Here is a 13,741-nt window from a genome sequence, read left to right as displayed (position 1 = left end):
GGACGGGTCAGTCCTCCGGCGGGAACACCGCCTCCCCGTTCTCCGGCAGGGTGATCAGGATCGCCTCCACCGGGCAGCTCTCGGCCGCCGCGAGGATGGGTTCGGCGGCGTCGGGGTCCGGGTCCACCGGATGGGACTGGCGGGCCGGGTCGAGGCGGAAGGCGCGCGGGGCGTGGTGGAGGCACTGGGCCGAGCCGATGCACACCGACCGGTCGACCTCGACGTGCCAGCGGTCGCCCATGCTCACGCCCCCGCCGGCAGGTGGATCATCTTGTGCTCGAAGTACTCGCCGAAGCCCTCGGGGCCGAACTCCCGGCCGAGTCCGGAGTTCTTGTAGCCGCCGAACGGGCCCAGCATGTCCAGGCTGAAGGTGTTGACGGAGTAGGTGCCGGTGCGGACCTGCCGGGCGATCTCGACGCCGTGCTCCACGTCCGCGGTCCACACACTGCCGGAGAGGCCGTAGTCGGAGTCGTTGGCTATCTTCACGGCCTCGGCCTCGTCGCCGTACGGGAGCAGGCAGATGACCGGGCCGAAGATCTCCTCGCGGGCGATGCGCATGGCGTTGGTGACGTCGCCGAAGAGGGTCGGTTCGACGTACCAGCCCTGCTCCAGACCCGCCGGTCGGCCGCCACCGGTGAGGATCTTGGCGCCCTCCTCCTGACCGATGCGGATGTAGTCGAGGTTGCGCCGCTGCTGGCGCCGGGCGACCAGCGGGCCCACCTGGGTGGCCGGGTCCAGCGGGTCGCCGACCCGCAGCGCGCTCGCGGCCTGGACGAAGGCGTCGGCGAACTCGTCGTAGCGGGCGCGCGGGACGAGGATGCGGGTCTGGGCCACGCAGGCCTGCCCGTTGTTCATCCAGGCCGCCGGGACGATGCCCGACACCGCAGTCCCCGCGTCCGCGTCCGGCAGGACGACGGCCGCCGACTTTCCGCCCAGCTCCAGGGTGACCCGGGTGAGGTTGCGGGCGGCGACCTCCATCACCCGCTTGCCGGCCGCGACCGAGCCGGTGAAGGAGACCTTGTCGACGCCGGGGTGGCCGACCAGGTACTCGCTGACCTCGCGGTCGGCGGGGAGGATGGAGAGCACACCCTCGGGCAGGCCGGCCTCGCGGGCGATCTCACCGAGCAGATAGGCGTCCAGCGGGGACTCGGGGGACGGCTTGAGTACGACCGTGCAGCCGGCCAGCAGCGCGGGGGCCAGCTTGGCGGCGGCGACGAACTGCGGAACGTTCCAGGGGACCACGGCGGCGACGACACCGACCGGTTCCCGGCGGACGAGGATCGGCCCGAGGACGCCGTCCCTGCGCTCCTCGTAGGTGTGGTCCCGCGCGACCCTGATCGCCGCGTCCCACACCATCATCGCGCCGAGCGCCTGGGCGAGCACGCTCCAGGAGTACGGGGAGCCGTTCTGCGAGGAGATCACCCGGGCGATCTCCTCGTGCCGGGCGGCGATCCCGTCCTTGATCCGGGTGACGACCTCGATCCGCTCCTCAAGGGTCGTCCGCGGCCACGGCCCCTCGTCGAAGGCGCGGCGCGCCACGGCCACGGCCCGGTCCACGTCCCCGCGGGAGGCGTGCGGCACCCGGCCGATGACCCGCTCGGTGTGCGGCGAGATCACCTCGATGACGTCCTTGCCCAGCGGATCGGTCAACTCCCCGCCGATGAACAGCTGTCCGTGTTCCACGAGCTCGGCCATGGCCTACCGCCTCCCAGCACAGAGCAACTTTCTGACGCAGCCTCAGAACTGATACCAGTTCTAGTTGAAGTAGTCCACGGACAGGACGAGAATGCCCCTGACCAGCGGTTTCCCGATGATCAGGGGCGAGGTCGGAACCCGTGGGCCGTCGGGGCCTCGTGGGCCGTGCGTGTTGAAGGCGTTGCGCCAGACCGCCCCGCCCTCAGCGGCCGTGAAGTACAGGAGCTTCGTCACCGGCTCCCCGTCGGGGCGCATCCAGGGCAGCGTGACTTCGGCCGGCGGGAAGGCCGTCATGTGCTCGGCGAACGCGAAGGCGACCGAGTCCGGCAGCGGCACATCACGGAGCTTGCCGTTCTTCGGCGGAGCGAAGACCAGCTTCCGTTCCACGACCTTGACCTGTTGAGTGACGTGCAGGACCCCGGACGGCGGATCCTGCACCCTCAAGTTCTCCTCAGAACTTCGATCTTGCATTGTCGCGGACATGCCCCGCCCATAGTGTCCAAGTGCTCGATCGCCACGGGGGCGGTCCACCAGCAAAGGTGTCACATGGGCATCAGCTCACGGCGCGCTGTGACCGGCGCTGCCACTTTCAAGCCGCGGGCCTGGTTCGCTGGATCCGCTATGGCAGTGTCGGCATTGCTGCTGACCTCGTGTACGTCCAGTAGCAGTGAAGGTGGGGCCGCCGACAAGACGTCGTCACCGCCCACGGTGAGCGCGTCTCAGGCTGCGGCCAAGCAGGAGAAGAAGCTCACCGACCAGGCCCAGGCGGCCCTTGCCGGCTTTCACAGCGGGACGATGATTGAGGCTGGCGCGGAGCGCGTGACCGACGGCATCCACACAGAGCCCACCCTGAAACAGGGCAAGTCATACAAGCTGAACCTGGTGTGCTTCGGCAGCGGCAACGCGCACTTGACCTTTACGCCGACCAACACTGGGTCAAAGGCCGAGGTGCCGTGCGATCAGTCAGTGGTGGAGCAACGGATCACCGCACACAAGCTGCCGGTACACATCGATGTCGATGGTGCCAAAGGATCTACAGGCATGATCGCGTGGCAGATCGACACCGTCTGATCGAAGCACCCAGTGCCTACAGTGACGTACAGCAACCGCAGCGGCCACGAGTGACCGCCCGAAGCCGTTAGTACCATCCACCGGACTGTGTCCAAGGTAGGGAATCCGCAGGTCAGAGCCTTGATGGTCCAACCTCGCTCCTAAAGCGGGGCTGCTCCGGTACGGCCCGACGTCAGGTGGGACAGTCCCCCGGGCCCGAGCGGATGGGGAAGCGATGATGGCGAGTACGCTCCGCGCATGGCCCTCACGGTGTACATCCCGGAATATCTGGAGGACTGCGAGCTGGTAGCAGGCGAGGATCTCGCGCGCGAGCCCGCCTTCTGGCTCGCGCACCTCATGTTGACCGTGGGCGATCCGGGCGAGGATCCGGAACGCTACGGAGTGGACGCGTCGGTCTACGAAGAGATGGTGGAGCGCCTCGGTGACCCTGAAGAACCTTGGCCTGTGCTGCGCGTCCCCTTCACCGGTGGGCACACCGCGTACGTCGTGTATGCCAACTTCCACGACGTGAACAACGTCGACTTCTTCGTGCGCCACCCCCAGTGGGGACGACTCGGCTACTTCGGCCAGTGCGGCGCTGACGAAGCCGGCCCCGGACTGTCCTGGAAGGAGCTCGCCATACTCGCTCAGGCCACACAGGACAGCAGTGAAGGTCTCACCGATGGCTCACAGCGTCTTCTGCTCCTGCTTCCGATGCTCGGCGATGCCGACATGCCCACCGAAGCCCGCCACATGGTGGCGCAAGCGTTGGTCCACTGTGGCATACGTTCTGACGCAGCTGACGAGTTGGCAACAATCCTGGTCGGCGAGCAGGAGCCCGACAGCGAACCCCGATGGACCGTGACTACTGACAGCCCGCTCGCCGTGTGCTCGTCTTCCTACAGCCCCCGCCACATACCGCTCGCCCTCGGCATCACACCAAGCCAAGCGCAAGCCCTCGCGGACGCCCTTGACGGACGTGGGTGACATCCACGGCTGACATCAACGTCGAGGAACAACCAGCGATCCATGGCAGTCAGACATGACAGTGCCCTTCTGTGGTGAGGCGTCTCCAAAGGGCCCGCGCTCGAACTCCTGACGCGGTGGTCACACGGCGAGCAACGCCGACGGCAGTGGCGGCAGACAGCACCACGCTCGACAGTTCAGCGCCCTACTGGCAGGGTGCCGACGACCCGGCCCCAGGGGCCGCCCGCATCTTCTGAGCGCCGGCACAGGTGCTGTACAGCAGCAGTCCCAGCAAGCGCCGCGCCAGGGGCACCGCTCCGATGGCTGGGCCGTCCCTGGGCCGTCCGGCAGTGACCGCCGTCGACAAGCGATGACAGGCAGCGGGCACATCGATGCAGATCACCCCGACTACCGGCGGTACCAGTCGACTTGGGCGACCTTTGAAACCAGTTCTAGTTATAGTGGGCAATGGCCGCGGGCCGGCGGGTGGAGGGGTGGAGGGTGATGGTGGAGGCGTTCGATCACGGCGGTGGTGTGCGGTCCGTGGCGGTTCCCATCCCGGACAACCCCCTCGGCCACACGCTCGTGTACGTCGTGGACACCGACCGCGGCCCGGTGCTGGTCGACACCGGGTGGGACGACCCGGACTCCTGGGACACGCTGACGGCGGGTCTGCGCGCCTGCGGCACCTGGGCCGGTGAGGTCCACGGGGTGGTGATCACCCATCACCACCCCGACCACCACGGCCTGTCGGACCGGGTGCGCGAGGCGTCGGGCGCCTGGGTGGCGATGCACGCCGCCGACGCCGCGGTCGTACGGCGCACCCGGGAGGCCCGGCCCGAGCACTGGTTCACCTACATGAGCGCCAAACTCGCGGCGGCCGGCGCCCCGGCGGAGCACCTGGCTCCGCTGCGCACCCCCCGCACCCTGCCCGGCCTCTCCCCCGCCCTGCCGGACCGGGAGATCGTCCCCGGTGACCTCCTCGACCTGCCCGGCCGCCGGCTGCGCGCGATCTGGACCCCGGGCCACACTCCCGGACACGTCTGTCTGCACCTGGAGGAGGAACACCCCGCCCGGCTCCCGGGCAACGGCCGCCTGTTCAGCGGCGACCACCTGCTCCCGCGGATCACCCCGCACGTCGGTCTGTACGAGGACCCCGACGACGCGACCGTGACCGACCCGCTCGGCGACTACCTCGACTCCCTGGAGCGGATCGGCCGGCTCGCCCCCGCCGAGGTGCTCCCCGCGCACCAGCACGCCTTCACCGACGCCCCCGGCCGGGTACGGGAGCTGCTCGGCCACCACGAGGAGCGCCTGGCCGGCCTGCTCGCCCTGCTCACCGAGCCGCTCACGCCCTGGCAGCTCGCCGAGCGCATGGAGTGGAACCGCCCCTGGGCCGAGATCCCGTACGGCTCCCGGAACATCGCGGTCTCGGAGGCGGAGTCCCATCTGCGCCGCCTGGTCAAGCAGGGCCGTGCGGAACCGGTGGCGGGGAGCGAGCCGGTGGCCTACCTCGCGGTGTGAGCGGTGTGAGCGGTGGAAGGGGTGTACGGGGTGTAATCCCGTCGCATCCCGGGGGCCTGCCTGTTAGACAGACCTATGGACCCCTTGCGCAGCCTCGTCGCCCAGCACGCCTGCGAGCGTCTGATCATCGACTTCGTCCATCGGCTCGACCTCGGTGAACCGGCCTCCGTGGCCGGGCTGTTCACCGAGGACGGCAGCTGGGAGTGGCCCCCGCCGGGGGACGGGCGCCGGATCGAGGGCCGCAAGGCGCTGCGCGCGTACTTCGGCTCCCGCCCCGCCGACCGGCTCTCGCGCCGCCTGATGTCCAACGTCCTGGTCACGGTGACCGGCCGGACCACGGCCGGCGCCGTGTCGTACTTCTCGACGTACCGCGTCGACGGATACGACGGGGGCGTGGTCCCCGCCGGGCCGCCCGTCCAGGTGGGTCACTACGAGGACACCTTCCGCCGGGTCGACGGCAGCTGGCTGATCGCCTCCCGCACGCTGCACCTGCCCTTCGGCGGTGACACTCCGAGGGTCAGCCCAGCCCGCGCTCCGCGGAGATGATCATCTCGGCGAGGTCGGCCAGTGTGGCGAGCTGGCGGGCGTTCATCTCCGGGGCGCGGGCGGCGAGTCGTACGAGGCCGCTCTCGCGCAGCCGCAGCAGTGGGTCCGCCTTGGCCTCCAGGGCCTGCAGCACCGGCCGCAACGCCTCGTGCAGCGCTTCCGGTTCGTCGGCGGTGAAGAACCCGGCGGGCAGGCCGAAGAAGCGGCGCAGCCGGTCGGTGTGCTGCAGGCCCGGCATGCCGCTCTTGCGCCACTCGCTCAGCCACTGCCGGCTGGTTCCGGCGATCCTCGCCAGTTCGTCCAGCGAGTACCGCTTGCCGTCGGGCCGGCGCCGGGTCTCGCGGATGAAGTCCAGCCGCTGACGCACCCGTTCGGCCAGGCAGGTCTCCGCGGCCCGGCCGCCGGCGAGCAGTTCGACGACGACGCCCACAGGGATGCCCGTGCGATGGGACAGGTCGGCCGCGTCGAGGACTTCCGGCAGCCGGCCGGACCGGCCGGTCAACTCGCCGAGCTGGTCCAGGACAGCGGCCAGCGAGGCGTAGGCGTCACTCACCGAGGTCCCCCCTGGGCGTGTCATCCGTTCGGTGGCTGGGCTGACGGCGAGGCTACCCGGTCGCTCGTTCGCCTACCAGACGTGACAATACTTCCTGCCCAATGCGGCAGCAATCGTTGACAGTTGAGGGCGTGCCGGGTGAGGATCACGACACAGAGAGCAAGATTCGCCCCGCCTGGGTGTCGTCCAGACCCGCCCCGGGTGCCGTCTATGGGGGAGCGGCATCCGGGGTGATCTCTGTCCCGCCTCTCCCGCGAAGGGTGCCGCGCGATGCCGCAGCCCGTCCTTCTGCTCGGGGCCGGCCGGGCCGCGCACGGCGGCTACCCCCTGGCACGGATCGCCGCCGTGCGCCCGGTGGTGCTGGTCGGCGCGTCGGCGCCCGGCTGGGCGCGGCCGTTCCTGTCCGGCCTTCTCGCCGCTGACCCCGCGCAAGAGGCGGAGACGGCCGAGACGGTGGCGCGGTACGCCGCCCGTCATCCGGTCGCCGGCGTGCTGACCTGGAGCAGGGCGCACCTGGCCGTGGCGGCGCGGGTCACCGGGCGGCTGGGGCTGCCGGGTCTGCCGTACGAGACGGCCGCCGCCTGCGCCGATCCACCGGCGTTACGGGCGCTGCTGGTCCGGCACCGGGTGCTGCCGGCGGGGCCGGAGGACACGGAGGGGCCGCTGGTGTCGGCCGAGACGGTCGTCCTGGACGACGAGGTCCGGATCACCGCGCTGACCCGTACGACCCCGCTGCACCACTCGGTCCACGCTCATGACGGGCTGCTGCACAACCGGTTTCTCCGGCGGACCGTGGAACGGACGGTACGGGCGCTCGGGCTCACGCACACCGTCGCGCACGTGGGGGTGCGGCTGACCCGGCGGGGGCCGAGGGTCACCGGCGTCGCACCGCATCTGCCGGGTGACCTGATCCCCTGGCTCGTGGAACGGGCGACGGGGGTGGATCTGGTGGGGGCGGCCCTGGCATTCGCGTGCGGGACGGTGCCGGACGTGACGCCCACACGGCAGCGGGCGGCGGCGATCCGCTTCGCGGAGCCGACGGGGGCGGGGCGGCGCGGGTACTGGGCGGTCGAGGGTGACGACGCGCATCAGTGTGAGCGGGCGCTTGAGGGGGTGGCCGGGGCCGCCGCCTAGCGGTGCGGCGGATCGGTACGGCCGCGTGCCCGATGAGCTGGTCGGCCCGCGGTTCGTCCCGAGCGCTCGCCGCGTCAAGTGCCCGCCGGTCCCGGGACGTTCCACCGCCCACGGCGCCAGGGCGCGGTCGGCCGCCCGGCGGGCCGCCCGTCTCCGTCAGGACCGTGACCCCGGTCACCGCCGTCCTGTGCCCACGGCCACTCCTCAGGGCGCTCAGGGCTGCCGGTAAAGTGGCGGCGTCGTCATCACACCCGTACGGGGGGAAGCCGGTGCAATTCCGGCGCTGACCCGCAACCGTCAACCATCCCGAGGATGGTGAGCCGGACCGCCCCGGGCGGGACGTTGACCGGCTCGCGTACCCGGCGGTCCGCCGGGTACGGCACCGTCGAGGTTTACGGAGCCGAGCCGCCCGGGGGTCCCCGTGCGCTGCCGGTTCCCCGCAGGAGAGGCAGTCGCCGACCATGAACGTCCGCCGCAGTGCCGCGGCTCTCGCCGCCGTAGCCGTGCTGGCCGCCGCCGCGCCCGCCACGGCCGCCGGCCCGTCCCCGTCTCCCAAGGTCGCGATCCCGTCCGGGCTGTACGGCACGTCCGACCCGACGTACGACGGCGTGTGGCGCCAGTCGCTGACGCTGGTCGCCCAGCGGACCCTCGGCTACCGGCCGGCCCCGAAGGCCGTGGACTGGCTCGCGGGCCAGCAGTGTGCCGACGGCGCCTTCGCCGCCTTCCGCGCCACGCCCGCGAAGGCCTGCGACAGCAAGGTCGCGGTGGACACCAACAGCACGGCCGGCGCCGCACAGGCCCTGAAGGCGGCGGGCGGGCACGACACCGCCGTCGGCAAGGCGGTGGCCTGGCTGAAGTCCGTGCAGAACAAGGACGGCGGCTGGGGCTACTACCCGGGCGGGGCCAGCGACACCAACTCCACCTCCGTCGTCATCGGCGCACTGGCCGCCGTCGGCACCGACCCGGCGGACGTGCGCACGTCCGGCAAGTCCCCCTACGACCTGCTGGCCGCCATGGCCCTGTCCTGTGACCGGGACGGCGGCGCCCTCGCCTTCCAGCCGGACAAGAAGGGCAGGAAGGCCGCCAACGCGGACGCCTCGGCGGCCGGTGTGCTCGGCGCGCTCGGCAAGGGGTTCGTCGTCCAGGCCGGCAAGGCGCCCGCGCACGCCGCCTGCACCGAGGCCGCCCACCCCACCCCCGCGCGGATCGCGGACAACGCCGGCGCGTACCTGGCGGCGACCGTCGCCAAGTCCGGTCATCTGCAGTCCACGCTGCCCGGCGCGAAGGACCAGCCGGACTTCGGCAACACGGCGGACACGGTCGTCGCACTCGCCGCGGACGGCCGCACCGAGCAGGCGAAGGCGTCGTACGCCTGGCTGGAGAAGAACGCCTCCCCGTGGGCCGTGCAGAGCGGTCCGGCGGCGTACGCCCAGCTGATCCTCGCCGCGCACGCGGTGGGCGCGCAGCCGGGTGACTTCGGCGGCACGAGCCTGGTCCGCTCGCTGAACGAGCTGGGTCCGGCCCCAAGCATGGACTCCTCCGCACAGGCGGCCAAGAAGTCCGAGGACTCCGAGAAGTCCGGTTCGGGTCTTGGTGTGTGGTGGTTCGTCGGCGTCTGCCTCGTCGCCGGCATCGGCGTCGGCTTCCTGCTCAGCGGCCGCAAGAAGCGCCAGCCGTGACGGCGGTCCGCCGCGCCGCGAGCCTGCTGTGCGCCACGCTGGTCGTACTGGCCGGAGCCGGGCAGGCGCACGCCACCGGCTACCGCTACTGGTCCTTCTGGGAGCGGACGGGCGGGCACTGGACGTACGCCACGCAGGGCCCGTCGACCGCCCGTCCCGACGACGGCGCCGTGGAGGGCTTCCGTTTCGCGGTGAGCGCGGACTCGGCGGACGCGAGCCGGCCGCGCGGCGCGGCGGACTTCGGCGCCATCTGTGCGGGGACGCCCGCCAGGTCCGGCACGAAGCGGGTGGCCCTGGTCCTCGACTTCGGCACCCCGGCGGACGCGCCGTCCGGCGAGACACCACCGGCGCGCCGCACGGCCTGCGCGCGGGTGTCCGCCGACGCGACGAGCGCGGAGGCGCTGGCTGCGGTCGCCACGCCCCTGCGCTACGACACCAACGCGCTGCTGTGCGCGATCGCCGGGTACCCGAAGAAGGGGTGCGGTGAGCAGGTGTCGGCGTCGAGGGGCGGGAAGTCGCCGGAGAAGAGCGGTGGTTCGGACGACGGCGGTTCGGACGACGGCCCGTCGCTGGGTCTGCCCATCGGCGCGGGAGCGGTCGCCGCGCTGGCGGGCGCCGCGGCGTGGCAGGCACGGCGGCGACGCGATGGCTCCGCCTGACCGCGGTCCGGCGGGCGCCGACCGCGCGGTCCCCCGCGCCCCCGGGGAGCCGCGGTACCTCCGCCCGTCGCGGCGCCCCACCGCCGCCCGCACCCGGCACCGGACCGTCGTTCACCCCGGTGCCTGGTGGCTGTGGTCCCTCTCCCTCGGTACCGCCGCCACCCGCACCACCAACCCCCTCCTCCTCGCCCTCCTCATATCCGCCTCCGCCTACGTCGTGGCCACGCACCGCGGTGCCACCCCCGCCTCCCACGCCTACACCGCCTTCGCCCGGCTCGCCCTCGCCGTCCTCCTCGTCCGCCTTCTCTTCGCCGTGGCGCTCGGCTCCCCGGTCCCCGGCACCCACGTCCTCCTCGCCCTCCCCGAAGTCCCGCTCCCGCACTGGGCGCAGGGCATCCGCCTGGGCGGAAAGGTCACCGCCGAGGCGCTCGTCTTCGCCGCCTACGACGGGCTGAAGCTGGCCACCCTCCTGATCTGCGTCGGCGCGGCGAACGCGCTCGCCGGCCCGACCCGGCTGCTGAAGTCCCTGCCCGGCGCGCTGTACGAGACGGGTGTCGCGGTGGTCGTCGCCCTCACCTTCGCCCCGCACCTCGTCGCCGACGTCCAGCGCCTGCGCGCCGCCCGCCGCCTGCGGGGCCGGCCGGACCGGGGCCTGCGCGGTCTGCTGCAGGTCGCGCTGCCGGTGCTGGAGGGCGCGCTGGAACGCTCCGTGGCCCTCGCCGCCGCGATGGAGGCCCGCGGCTACGGCCGCACCGCCGAGGTCCCCGCCCGCGTCCGGCGGACGACGGCCGCGCTCACCCTGGGCGGCCTGCTCGGCGTGTGTGCCGGCACCTACGGGCTGCTCACCGCGGAGGGCGGCGCGTACGGCGTCCCGCTGCTGCTCGCGGGTGTCGTCGCCGCGCTCGCGGGGCTACGGCTCGGCGGCCGGCGTTCGCTGCGCACCCGGTACCGGCCGGACCCGTGGGACGCGCGGGCCTGGCTGGTGGCCGGCTCCGGCGCCGCCGTGGCCGCGCTGCTGACGCTCGCCTCGGCCCGCGACCCGGAGGCCCTGCATCCCGGCGTCGTCCCCCTCGTCGCCCCGGCCCTCCCCCTGTGGCCGGCCGCGGCCGTCCTGCTCGCCCTCGTCCCCGCCTTCGCCGTACCCCCCGCCTCCGCCCCCGAGGAGCCGTCGTGATCCGCTTCGAGGATGTCAGCGTGACGTACGACGGGGCCGCGGAGCCCGCCGTCCGGGGTGTCGGCTTCGAGGTCCCGGAAGGCGAACTGGTGCTGCTCGCCGGCCCGTCAGGGGTGGGCAAGTCGACCGTGCTCGGCGCGGTGAGCGGGCTGGTGCCGCACTTCACCGGCGGCACCCTGAGCGGCCGTGTCACGGTGGCCGGCCGGGACACCCGTACCCACAAGCCGCGCCAACTCGCCGATGTCGTGGGCACGGTGGGGCAGGACCCGCTCGCCCACTTCGTGACCGACACGGTGGAGGACGAACTCGCCTACGGCATGGAGTCGTTGGGGCTCGCCCCTGAGGTGATGCGGCGCCGGGTGGAGGAGACCCTCGATCTGCTGGGCCTCGCCGGACTGCGGGGCCGCCCCATCGCGACCCTCTCCGGCGGGCAGCGGCAGCGGGTGGCGATCGGCTCGGTCCTCACCCCGCACCCCCAGGTGCTGGTCCTGGACGAGCCGACCTCGGCGCTGGACCCGGCAGCGGCGGAGGAGGTCCTGGCGGTGCTCCAGCGCCTGGTGCACGACCTGGGCACGACGGTCCTGTTGGCCGAGCACCGGCTGGAGCGCGTGATCCAGTACGCCGACCGGGTCGTCCTGCTGCCCGGCCCCGGCGAAGCGCCCGTCGTCGGCACCCCGGCCGAGGTGATGGCCGTCTCCCCCGTGTTCCCGCCGGTGGTCGACCTGGGCCGCCTGGCGGGCTGGTCCCCGCTCCCCCTGACGGTCCGCGATGCCCGCCGCAGGGCCGGTGACCTGCGAGAACGCCTGGTCGCCTCCGCTGGGGGCGGTTCTGGTGCGCCGGGGCCGGTCGCGCCCCGCGGCGCAGCCGCCCGCAGGTACGGCCCCGCGCCCGTTGCGGACGCCGCCCCCACCGCCGGGGCCGCGGGCCGCCGGCGCCTCTTCGGCCGCCGCCCCGCGCCCACCGCGCCGACGCCGCACCCGCACATCGCCGAGGCCCACTCCCTCTCCGTCCGCCGCGACCGCATCGACGCCCTGCGGCAGGTGGATCTGACCGTGACCCCGGGCGAGACCATCGCCCTCATGGGCCGCAACGGCGCCGGAAAGTCCACCCTTCTCGGCTCGCTCGTCGGCCTGGTGGCACCGACGGCCGGATCCGTCACCGTCGGCGGGGCCACCCCCCACCGCACCACCCCTCGCGACCTCGTCCGCCGCGTGGGCCTCGTCCCGCAGGACCCCCGCGATCTGCTGTACGCCGACACGGTGGCCGACGAGTGCGCGGCGGCCGACCGGGACGCGGGAGCCCCGCCCGGCACCTGCCGGACCCTGGTGTCCGGGCTGCTGCCGGGGATCACGGACGGCACCCACCCCCGCGACCTGTCCGAGGGCCAGTGCCTCGCGCTCGCCCTGGCGGTCGTCCTGACCGCCCGGCCGCCCCTGCTGCTGCTCGACGAGCCGACGCGCGGTCTGGACTACGCGGCCAAGGCCCGCCTGGTGACGGTGCTGCGCGGGCTCGCCGCCGAGGGGCACGCGATCGTGCTGGCCACGCATGACGTGGAACTGGCGGCCGAGATCGCGCACCGGGTGGTGCTGCTCGCCGAGGGCGAGGTGATCGCCGACGGGCCGACGGCGCAGATCGTCGTCTCCTCGCCGTCCTTCGCGCCGCAGGTGACGAAGATCCTCGCCCCGCAGCAGTGGCTCACCGTGGCCCAGGTACGGGAGGCCCTCGGATGAGTGCCGCACGGCTGCACGCCGTCCGTCTCGGCCCCCGCTCGCTCGCCGCGCTGGCGCTGGTGAGCGCGGTCGGTGTGGTCGCCTTCTGCTGGCCCTTCCTCGCTCCGCCCGGCTCGGGCCTGAGCGCCCACGCCGAGGACGCGCCCTGGCTCTTCGCGGGTCTGCTGGTGCTGCTGGTCGCGGTCGTGGCGGCGACGATCTCCGAGTCGGATCTCGGTCCGAAGGCCGTGGCCATGCTGGGCGTGCTGGCCGCGACCGGGGCCGCGCTGCGGCCGGTCGGCGCGGGTACGGCCGGGATCGAGCCGATGTTCTTCCTGATGGTGCTCAGCGGGCGGGTGCTGGGCCCCGGCTTCGGCTTCACGCTGGGCTCGGTGACGATGTTCGCGTCCGCGCTGCTCACGGGCGGGGTGGGGCCGTGGCTGCCGTTCCAGATGCTGTCGATGGGCTGGTTCACCATGGGCGCCGGGCTGCTGCCGTGGCCGGTGCGGCTGCGGGGGCGCGGCGAACTGCTGATGCTGGCCGGTTACGGCTTCCTCGCCGCCTTCGCCTACGGCACGGTCATGAATCTGGCGGGCTGGCCGTTCATGGGGGCCTCCGCCTCGGACATCTCCTTCGACGCCCATGCCTCCGTTCCGGCCAACCTGGCCCGTTTCGTCGCCTACTGCCTGGCCACCTCCCTCGGCTGGGACCTGGGCCGGGCGCTCTGCACGGTGGCGCTGACCCTCGCGCTCGGCCCGGCCGTGCTGCGCGCGCTGCGCCGGGCCACCCGGCGGGCCGCGTTCGAGACCGCGGTCACATTCGACGAGCACGTTGGGTGAGGCGCCGTGTCCGCGCGGTGAGCGAGCCGGTGAAGCACCCCACATGACGCACGTCACCTACGATACGGGGCCGTAGTACTAAATGTCCGATACGTCCCTTCGTGCACCCCTTCCGACCTGGGCTTTGAGAGCCACGCCACAGAGCCGACGATTCCCGCGGATCCGGCCACAACTAGTAAAAGGGGTCATTGCGGACCGGCTGCGCGGCTGCTT

At 72.8% G+C, this 13,741-nt stretch carries 14 protein-coding genes and 1 riboswitch; of the genes, 10 read left to right on the top strand and 4 right to left on the bottom strand.

Features of this window, described 5'->3' with window-relative positions:
• Positions 1-7 precede the first annotated feature (7 nt).
• The 3 genes from IE244_RS03660 to IE244_RS03650 are packed head-to-tail and all read right to left on the bottom strand — an operon-like array spanning position 8 to position 2,133.
• Positions 8-241 carry a ferredoxin gene (locus tag IE244_RS03660; protein WP_191871131.1) on the bottom strand — a complete coding sequence of 78 codons (234 nt, stop codon included), beginning with the start codon at positions 239-241 and terminating at the stop codon, positions 8-10.
• Positions 242-243: 2 nt separating this feature from the next.
• Positions 244-1,695, bottom strand: coding sequence for an aldehyde dehydrogenase (locus tag IE244_RS03655; protein WP_191871130.1), 1,452 nt, complete (start codon positions 1,693-1,695; stop codon positions 244-246).
• A gap of 60 nt (positions 1,696-1,755) precedes the next feature.
• Positions 1,756-2,133 (bottom strand): site-specific integrase, encoded by a 378-nt coding sequence (locus IE244_RS03650; RefSeq protein ID WP_191871129.1) that lies wholly within the window; start codon positions 2,131-2,133, stop codon positions 1,756-1,758.
• 183 nt (positions 2,134-2,316) lie between these two features.
• Between IE244_RS03650 and IE244_RS41725 the strand changes: the two genes are divergently transcribed.
• The 4 genes from IE244_RS41725 to IE244_RS03630 all read left to right on the top strand — a co-directional run bounded on the left by IE244_RS41725 (position 2,317) and on the right by IE244_RS03630 (position 5,781).
• The gene (locus tag IE244_RS41725) at positions 2,317-2,766 is read left to right on the top strand and encodes a DUF6023 family protein (protein WP_229853933.1); all 450 of its coding nucleotides are present in this window, start codon (positions 2,317-2,319) and stop codon (positions 2,764-2,766) included.
• A 237-nt stretch (positions 2,767-3,003) separates the two neighbouring features.
• Positions 3,004-3,732 (top strand): hypothetical protein, encoded by a 729-nt coding sequence (locus IE244_RS03640; RefSeq protein WP_191871128.1) that lies wholly within the window; start codon positions 3,004-3,006, stop codon positions 3,730-3,732.
• A gap of 483 nt (positions 3,733-4,215) precedes the next feature.
• On the top strand, positions 4,216-5,235 hold the full coding sequence (locus tag IE244_RS03635) for a Strvi_7410 family MBL fold metallo-hydrolase (RefSeq protein WP_191871127.1): 1,020 nt from the start codon (positions 4,216-4,218) through the stop codon (positions 5,233-5,235).
• Positions 5,236-5,310: 75 nt separating this feature from the next.
• The gene (locus tag IE244_RS03630) at positions 5,311-5,781 is read left to right on the top strand and encodes a nuclear transport factor 2 family protein (protein ID WP_191871126.1); all 471 of its coding nucleotides are present in this window, start codon (positions 5,311-5,313) and stop codon (positions 5,779-5,781) included.
• On the opposite strand, the gene IE244_RS03625 is transcribed toward IE244_RS03630, so the two are convergent.
• Positions 5,753-6,334, bottom strand: a complete 582-nt coding sequence (locus IE244_RS03625) for a helix-turn-helix transcriptional regulator (RefSeq protein ID WP_191871125.1) — start codon at positions 6,332-6,334, stop codon at positions 5,753-5,755. The two genes, IE244_RS03630 and IE244_RS03625, sit on opposite strands and share 29 nt — an antisense overlap.
• 270 nt (positions 6,335-6,604) lie before the next feature.
• Between IE244_RS03625 and IE244_RS03620 the strand changes: the two genes are divergently transcribed.
• From IE244_RS03620 to IE244_RS03595, 6 genes are all read left to right on the top strand, one after another.
• Positions 6,605-7,468 carry an ATP-grasp domain-containing protein gene (locus IE244_RS03620; RefSeq protein ID WP_191871124.1) on the top strand — a complete coding sequence of 288 codons (864 nt, stop codon included), beginning with the start codon at positions 6,605-6,607 and terminating at the stop codon, positions 7,466-7,468.
• 199 nt (positions 7,469-7,667) lie between these two features.
• Positions 7,668-7,816, top strand: a riboswitch (cobalamin riboswitch).
• Between the two features lie 113 nt (positions 7,817-7,929).
• Complete coding sequence (locus IE244_RS03615) at positions 7,930-9,147, top strand: SCO2321 family membrane protein (RefSeq protein ID WP_191871123.1); 1,218 nt, start codon at positions 7,930-7,932, stop codon at positions 9,145-9,147.
• The gene (locus IE244_RS03610) at positions 9,144-9,806 is read left to right on the top strand and encodes an SCO2322 family protein (RefSeq protein ID WP_191871122.1); all 663 of its coding nucleotides are present in this window, start codon (positions 9,144-9,146) and stop codon (positions 9,804-9,806) included. The genes IE244_RS03615 and IE244_RS03610 overlap by 4 nt, the downstream gene beginning before the upstream one ends.
• Positions 9,793-10,980, top strand: coding sequence for a CbiQ family ECF transporter T component (locus IE244_RS03605; RefSeq protein ID WP_229853932.1), 1,188 nt, complete (start codon positions 9,793-9,795; stop codon positions 10,978-10,980). Before IE244_RS03610 ends, IE244_RS03605 begins: the two co-directional genes overlap by 14 nt.
• Positions 10,977-12,710: an ABC transporter ATP-binding protein gene (locus IE244_RS03600; protein WP_191871121.1), complete on the top strand. Its 1,734-nt coding sequence runs from the start codon at positions 10,977-10,979 to the stop codon at positions 12,708-12,710. Before IE244_RS03605 ends, IE244_RS03600 begins: the two co-directional genes overlap by 4 nt.
• Positions 12,707-13,528: an ECF transporter S component gene (locus tag IE244_RS03595; protein WP_191871120.1), complete on the top strand. Its 822-nt coding sequence runs from the start codon at positions 12,707-12,709 to the stop codon at positions 13,526-13,528. Before IE244_RS03600 ends, IE244_RS03595 begins: the two co-directional genes overlap by 4 nt.
• The last annotated feature ends 213 nt before the right edge of the window (positions 13,529-13,741 follow it).

The sequence above is a fragment of the Streptomyces filipinensis genome (genome assembly GCF_014649495.1).
Taxonomy (GTDB): Bacteria; Actinomycetota; Actinomycetes; order Streptomycetales; family Streptomycetaceae; genus Streptomyces; species Streptomyces filipinensis.
This window is presented reverse-complemented; position numbering and strand designations above follow the sequence as displayed.

Coding starts and splice junctions, on each gene's coding strand:
- IE244_RS03655 (WP_191871130.1), bottom strand. CDS start 1,695: ATGGCCGAGCTCGTGGAACACGGACAGCTGTTCATCGGCGGGGAGTTG.
- IE244_RS03615 (WP_191871123.1), top strand. CDS start 7,930: ATGAACGTCCGCCGCAGTGCCGCGGCTCTCGCCGCCGTAGCCGTGCTG.
- IE244_RS03595 (WP_191871120.1), top strand. CDS start 12,707: ATGAGTGCCGCACGGCTGCACGCCGTCCGTCTCGGCCCCCGCTCGCTC.
- IE244_RS03635 (WP_191871127.1), top strand. CDS start 4,216: ATGGTGGAGGCGTTCGATCACGGCGGTGGTGTGCGGTCCGTGGCGGTT.
- IE244_RS03605 (WP_229853932.1), top strand. CDS start 9,793: ATGGCTCCGCCTGACCGCGGTCCGGCGGGCGCCGACCGCGCGGTCCCC.
- IE244_RS03640 (WP_191871128.1), top strand. CDS start 3,004: ATGGCCCTCACGGTGTACATCCCGGAATATCTGGAGGACTGCGAGCTG.
- IE244_RS03660 (WP_191871131.1), bottom strand. CDS start 241: ATGGGCGACCGCTGGCACGTCGAGGTCGACCGGTCGGTGTGCATCGGC.
- IE244_RS03620 (WP_191871124.1), top strand. CDS start 6,605: ATGCCGCAGCCCGTCCTTCTGCTCGGGGCCGGCCGGGCCGCGCACGGC.
- IE244_RS03630 (WP_191871126.1), top strand. CDS start 5,311: ATGGACCCCTTGCGCAGCCTCGTCGCCCAGCACGCCTGCGAGCGTCTG.
- IE244_RS41725 (WP_229853933.1), top strand. CDS start 2,317: ATGGCAGTGTCGGCATTGCTGCTGACCTCGTGTACGTCCAGTAGCAGT.